Origin of the sequence: Thiocapsa sp., assembly GCF_022340925.1 — a bacterium.
Classification (GTDB): domain Bacteria; phylum Pseudomonadota; class Gammaproteobacteria; order Chromatiales; family Chromatiaceae; genus Thiocapsa.
Genome location: NZ_JAJDNA010000127.1, coordinates 1 through 6,701, shown reverse-complemented (window position 1 = coordinate 6,701; position 6,701 = coordinate 1). Strand labels below are relative to the sequence as shown.

Sequence of the window (6,701 nt, the reverse complement as noted above, 5' to 3'; positions counted from 1 at the left end):
ATCGATCATGCCTCCTTGAAATCGGGCCAATCGGTCGATTCTTCAGCGTCTCCCCAAGCGATCCCGGCTCGTCCCTGCCTCCCGCGGCGGACGAGGGGCTCACCCCTGAGAACCGCCCCCGAGGTCATCGTGACATTCTGGCGGGCCGACACGAAGCTCAAGGTCATTCCGGTACCCTGAAGACAGGGTGCCAGGTTGAATCTCCAGTCGATGCGCGGAAAGAATCACCGCCCCCGTCAGTCACCTGCGACCCCAAACCGCGAACCGGTCTCCGCGCCAGACATCTGAGAAGATCGCCGCCACCGCGGACGCTGGCCCCTCCGCCCGAGGCGCTTACCGCTTCAACAGGTCGGCAATGTGGGCCTGGATGGCGTCGGGGTCCTCGCGCGTCAGATCCTTGACCACGTCCCCTTTGACGGTTCCGGCCAGTGGGCCGCCGATGTGCTCCCGCAGCAGACCAAGAAAATGGGGTGACGCAATCAGATAGAGGGCGTCGAAGCGCCCCTCGTTCAGACCGGCCTCGAGGGTCTCAACGACATCCTTGGCGAAACGAATCGCGGCCTGCTCCTTCGGATCCACCGGCGTCTCCACGGCATGCCGGTGGCCGCCGTGGATATCGAAGGCCCGCCCGGGTTTGTCCGATTTCAGCTCCTGGGCATGGAGCCGATCATCCGGGTTGACCAAGTCGGACACTTCACGCAGGGGCGTCTGCACCCCGGCGCCTTCAAAGATTCGCGCACGCGCGGCACTCGCTACGATCACCCAGGTCTTCATTGTCTGCCTCCCACGGATGGTGCCATCGGGTCCCCGTCCGGACTTCTATTAGCTGTCGACTCAATACAAGTATACCCATCACCCCTGGGTTTTCCGGACAGCCGGTGCATCCGCTGACGAGATGCCGATTGTCGGCCATCTCGGCCAACAATCGGCAGGGGATAGCAAAGCGCAGACGCGCTGTTCCTTGGCACTCAGCCGCCCAGGCGACTGAACATGGCGGCGCCTCCAAATGCCGCTCGAAGCACCGCATTGTCCATCGCTTCCCAAGGGGGTGGAAAGCCGCGACGGCGCGGCGTTGCACGCCGGTCGGCTCAGCGGCGCGGCCCGGCACAGGCAATCGCGTTGGGGTCGCGGCCGATTCCGCCTTGGCGCCAGGGGGTCGGGACGAGTGCGTCATAGTCAGGCTCGAACCCGACGGCAACCAAGGGGTCGCGGAGCGGGGACTCGAGCGCGGGTCGTCCATCGATCTGACGGATCGCGAGACGCCTGCGGCCGAGGTGAGGGATGCGATGCAAGGCCGCGAGGGCGATGCCCAGCTCGCCGCCCTCCTCACTCATGGAGGAGGGGAAGCTCGTCAGCTGGCGTCCGCCGGTGCCGACATAGAGCACCGGTTTGCCGGCGACCAGGATCAGACAGGCGCCTTGGATGCGTTTGGGAAGCGGACCGCCGGCCGGGTCGGGCCAGGACAGGAGGGCACCGTAGGGATTGGCAGGGTCGGTCGCGGCGAGGATGCGGAGCCTGTCCTCACCGAAGCCGCCGATCGGAACCTCGTCGATCCGTGCACTGCGCAGACGCTCGATCGCGCCGCTCAGGGCGAACTGGGCGCCCGACAGACCCTCCACGAAATAACCGCGACGCACCTGCCCGGCTTCCTCCATCTGTTTCAGCACCCCATAGAGCGGTCCGAATCCGCCCGGAATAGCTTCAGCCTGCACCGCTTCGCGGCTGATGACGCCATAACGTTCCAAGAGGATCCGGGCGCGTGCCAGCAGGCGTTCGGTCTCGGCAGCCTCGGTCTGCAGGTCCGCGACCAGGGACCAACGCCCCCCGGCCAGCGCCGGGCCCCGGGCGCGCCTCGGCCGCACACCCCCGCCGGCGAGCGACCGCAACGGCGCAAAGGTATCGTTGGTGATCTGCCCCGCCCAGACCAAATCCCAGAGTCCTGTCTCAAAGCCGTCCTTGCCGAGCTTGAGCCCAGCACGCCCGACCGCCTGCATCAGCTCCATCAGAAAGGAGGCGCCGTGTGCGCGCAGGTGATCGACGAGGATGCCCCCGACGTCGGGGCCGTCCGGGCCAGGGGATCGAACGGTGGCTGGGGCTTCGGTGGACACGCGGCGCGGATCGGCCCTGCCCGTTTGGTCTGCGGGGGAGCTGTCGGCTGGCGGCTGACGCGGATCCGTCCCGGCGCCGGCAACCTGGAGCTCGGGGCTGCCGCGCCGGTAGAGGGCGATCCGCCCGTCCTTTGGACCCGCCGCACCACGCCCGACCCAGACGATCTGACCCGTTGCCGCGAGCATGTCGAGGTCCTCGGAACGGTACCCTGGAACCCGCGCGGGCAAAAACACACGGTCGAGCTGGGACCAGGTGACGGTCAGGCCCTCCAGTTGGAGCACCGCCTCCATGAGGCGGTCCGGCCCACTCAGCTCCTCGCCGATCCCATGCCAGGCCGGCAGGAATCGCCCCAGCGTTGCGGCATCGACCGGGGCGACCGCATCGCGGGCCCTGGCCAGGGTGCGGCGGCGCAGACGCCGCAGGACCTCGGGGTCGCACCATTCGGGCTCGCACCCGAGCGGTCGGATCTCGCCCCGGACCAGCTCGCCGCGGGTCTCCAGAAGGCGCAGAAGGGGCTCGAGCTGCGTGGGTCGCAGCGCGTAACGCTGCGCGGGCTCCCGGGTCGGGAAGGGGCCGTGGGTCCGGGCATAGCGCCGCAGGAGAAGCTCTACCGGTGCATCTGTCACCATGAGGAAGGTATCGGGCAGGCCGGGCGGCGGGACCAGCCCGAGCGCGTCGCGATAGATCCCGGCATCCTCCGCCGCGATCCAGCGCGGGCCCTCGGCGAACCGCAGGGAGACGGCGCGGCGCTGCTCGGCGAGCCTTGTCAACCAGGCCTTGGGGTCAACCTCGGCCCGGTCGGCCAGCTCGGTCTCAGTGAGATCACCCAGGCGTCGCAGCAGGTCATGCAGCTCATCCAGGTCGCGCGCCTTGCGATCCTCGGCCGTATGCTGGAGCTCGCTCTCCAGCTCGCCGAGCACGCCGGGGTCGATCAGCTCGCGCAGCTCCGCCTGGCCGAGGAGCTCGGAGAGCAGCGCGCGGTCCAGCGTGAGGGCCTGGGCGCGGCGTTCGGCGATCGGCGCATCCTGCTCGTAGATGTAGGCGGCCACATAGGCGAAGACCAGCGAGCGGGCGAACGGCGAGGCGCTCTGGGTCTCGACCTCGTGGAGCCGGATCGAGCGGTCCCGGATGCCGGCCAGGACGTCCTTGAGTCCGGACAGATCGAAGACGTCGCCGAGCGCCTGCCTGTAGGTCTCGAGCACGATCGGAAAGGACGGATAACGGCGCACCACCGCCAGCAGACCCTGGGCCTTAAGCCGCTGCGCCCAGAGCGGGCGACGGCCCCGCGCGGAGCGGCGCGGCAGCAGGAGAGCACGCGCGGCGTTCTCGCGGAACAAGGAGGCGAAGAGCGCCGTGTCGGCCAGCTGCTCGGTGACCCGCTCATCGAGGTCCTCCGGTGCGGGCAGGAGGTCGTTGACGTCCGGGAGGATCTCCCCGTCGGCGAAGCGCAGGACGATCCCGTCGTCGGTGTACATGACCTGGATCTCGAAGCCCTCGCGGCGTTCCAGATGCCATTGCAGGGCCATCGCCCAGGGCGCGTGGATGCGCGCGCCGAACGGGGTCAGGATGCAGATCCGCCAGTCGCCCAGGTCGTCGCGAAAGCGCTCGACGACGATGATCCGGTCGCTGGGGACCTGTCCGGTCGCCGCGCGCTGATCCTGTATGTAGGAGGCCAGGTTGGCGGCCGCGAGGGGATCGAGCGGGGTCTGCTCAAGGATCCAGTCGGTGGCCCGATCCGCCTGGAACGCGCCGACCTGCCTGCAGAAGGCCCCGATCGCCCGGCCCAGCTCCACGGGCCGGCCCGGGCCTTCGCCCCTCCAGAAAGGCAGCTTGCCAGGCTCGCCGGGGGCCGGCGACACCAGGACCCGGTCGCGGGTGATCGCATCGACGCGCCAGGTCGAGGCCCCGAGCAGGACGCACTCGCCGGCCCTGGTCTCGAAGACCATCTCCTCGTCCAGCTCGCCGATACGCGGCCCCTCCTCGCCCAGGTGCACCGCATAGTTGCCGCGATCCGGGATGGTCCCGCCGTTCAGCCGGGTGACCATGGCGGCGCCCTTGCGCGCGCGCAGGATGTCGGCGGCGCGGTCCCAGACAAGGAGTGGTTTCAGGTCGGCAAAATCGCTCGACGGGTAGCCTCCCGACAGCATGTCCAGCACCGCCTCCAGGGCCGCCCGCGAGAGCTCGCGGTAGGGACCGGCCCGGCTCACCAGGCGGTGCAGATGGGCGACCGATCGCTCGCTCTCGACACAATGGGCCGCGATCTGCTGGGCCAGGATATCCAACGCGTTGCGCGGCATCCGGAAGGGCTCCAGCTCGCCGGCCAGCATGCGCATGCCGATCACCGCGCACTCCAGCAGATCGCCACGAAACTTGGGGAAGATGCGCCCGGTGCTCACCTGCCCGACACCATGCCCAGAGCGTCCGACCCGCTGCAGCCCGCGTGCCACGGAGCCGGGCGACTCGACCAGGAGCACCTGGTCCACTCCGCCCATGTCGATGCCCATCTCGAGCGAGCTGGTGGCGACGATGGCCTTGAGGTCGCCGCGCTTGAGCCCCTCCTCGATCCGGGTCCGCTGCTCGTGGCTCACGCTGCCGTGATGGGCACGCGCCAGGACGGGTCGCTCGTCCTGCGGCTGGGCGTCCGGGTCCGGGTCCGCCTCGTCAAGCGCGTTGAGCCGCTGACACAGTCGCTCGCATAGCCCGCGGCTGTTGACGAAGACGATGGTCGAGCGATGCGCGCGGATCTCCTCGAGCAGGGCCGGATGGATCGCCGACCACATCCCTTTCTCGGCCGGCGGTCGGGCCACGGCGCGGCTGTAAAGCTCGCTCAGGATGGAGCCCCCGTCCGGCTCCGGCACCAAGGTCTGCGGCGGGTGCTCCATGTCGGGCACCGGCACCTGGATCCGCAGATCCAGCCTAGGCGGTGCGGCCGCGTCCACGATCTCGACAGGCCGGTCGCCCCCGAGATAGAGCGCTGCCTCCGCCAGGGGACGCACGGTCGCCGAGAGCCCGACCCGTTGTGGATCGCTCGCGCAGCGCTCGGCCAGGCGCTCCAGCGACAGGGCCAGATGCGCGCCCCGCTTGGTCGGCGCGAGTGCGTGGACCTCGTCGACGATCAGGGTGTGGACGCCGGCCAGATGCGCCGCCGCCCTCGAGCCCAGCAGCAGGTAGAGCGACTCGGGCGTGGTCACCAGGATCTCCGGCGGCTCCTCGAGCTGCTGCCGACGCGCCTTCTGCGACGTATCTCCAGTGCGGACACCCACCCGCGGGAGGCCCACCGGCGTGCCCATCGCCTCGGCCGCACGCGCAATCCCGGCGAGTGGCGCACGCAGGTTACGCTCGATGTCGTAAACCAACGCCTTGAGTGGCGAGACATACAGCACGCGGACACCCGACGATGCGGGTCGCGCGCGCTCGCTGCCCCCTGAAGGCGCCGCGTCGTCGCCGTCGGCCTCCCTCTCGTGCATCAGACGATCGATCGCCCACAGGAAGGCCGCCAGTGTCTTGCCGCTTCCGGTCGGCGCAGTGATCAAAGCATGGCGGCCCGCCGCGATCGCCGCCCAGCCGCGGGTCTGGACCTCGGTCGGTGCGTCGAAGCTCTGGCTGAACCAGCGGCGCGCGGCGGGGCTGAAGCTCTCCATTCGGAGCAGATGGGGTGGATCGATCGGATCTTCGACTGCGGCCGGACGGCATGGCAGCTGCGGTACATGAACCGCCTGGGTCCGGCTGGGGGGTTGCGACCCACAACGGGCGACTGTTAGGGTAAGGGCCCTATGCCGGCCGCGGCGGGACGATCCCGCGGCGGCCGGCACGAGACGTCGTCCCAATGCCCGCCGGATTCACAGGCTCGCCCTGCCGGTCGATCGGGACACGCGGCGTCACCCGCCGCAAATCAAGCTGCGAGCCCCCTGGGCCGTCGCACATCCAGTCGTCTTCAGGACCGCCAGGGCCATGCCCTCAGAACAATCCGTCAAGATCGCCGTGCGCGGTCTAACCAAGGTCTTCGGTGAAGAGCCGAAGGAGGCCCTGGCGTTGTTGCGCCGAGGGGAGACCAAACAGGCCATCTTCGAGAAGACGGGTCTGGCGGTCGGCGTGGCCGACGCCAGCTTCGACGTCCTCGAGGGCGAGACCCTGGTGGTCATGGGCCTCTCGGGCAGCGGCAAGTCCAGCCTCATCCGCTGTCTCAACCGGCTCAGCGAGCCGACCGCCGGGCAGATCCTGCTCGATGGTCAGGACATCGTGCCGCTCGGCCACCGGGAGCTCCTGGATCTGCGCCGCGCCAAGTACGGCATGGTCTTCCAGCACTTCGCCCTGTTTCCCCACCGCACCGTCCGCGAGAACGTCGAGCTCGGACTGGAGATCCAGGGCATCGCCGCCGACGAGCGGGCCGAGAGGGCACTGGGCGCGTTAAAACAGGTCGGTCTGGAGGGCTGGGATGCAGCCTCGCCGGAGCAGCTCTCGGGGGGGATGCAGCAACGCGTCGGGTTGGCCCGTGCACTGGCGGTCGAGCCGGACGTGCTGCTCATGGACGAGGCGTTCTCGGCACTCGATCCCCTGATCCGCCGAGACATGCAGCAGGAGCTTGTGGCCCT

General features: G+C 69.3%; 3 protein-coding genes. 1 reads left to right on the top strand and 2 read right to left on the bottom strand.

Annotation, left to right across the window (positions count from 1 at the left end):
• Nucleotides 1–333 precede the first annotated feature (333 nt).
• Together LJE61_RS14775 and LJE61_RS14770 are read right to left on the bottom strand one after the other, a co-directional pair.
• Nucleotides 334–774 (bottom strand): host attachment protein, encoded by a 441-nt coding sequence (locus tag LJE61_RS14775; RefSeq protein ID WP_296918830.1) that lies wholly within the window; start codon nucleotides 772–774, stop codon nucleotides 334–336.
• Nucleotides 775–1,088: 314 nt separating this feature from the next.
• Complete coding sequence (locus LJE61_RS14770) at nucleotides 1,089–5,750, bottom strand: Lhr family helicase (RefSeq protein ID WP_296912121.1); 4,662 nt, start codon at nucleotides 5,748–5,750, stop codon at nucleotides 1,089–1,091.
• A 310-nt stretch (nucleotides 5,751–6,060) separates the two neighbouring features.
• Here LJE61_RS14770 and LJE61_RS14765 point away from each other — a divergent pair.
• A partial coding sequence (locus LJE61_RS14765) for an ATP-binding cassette domain-containing protein (protein WP_296918828.1) occupies nucleotides 6,061–6,701 on the top strand: 641 nt, incomplete at its 3' end.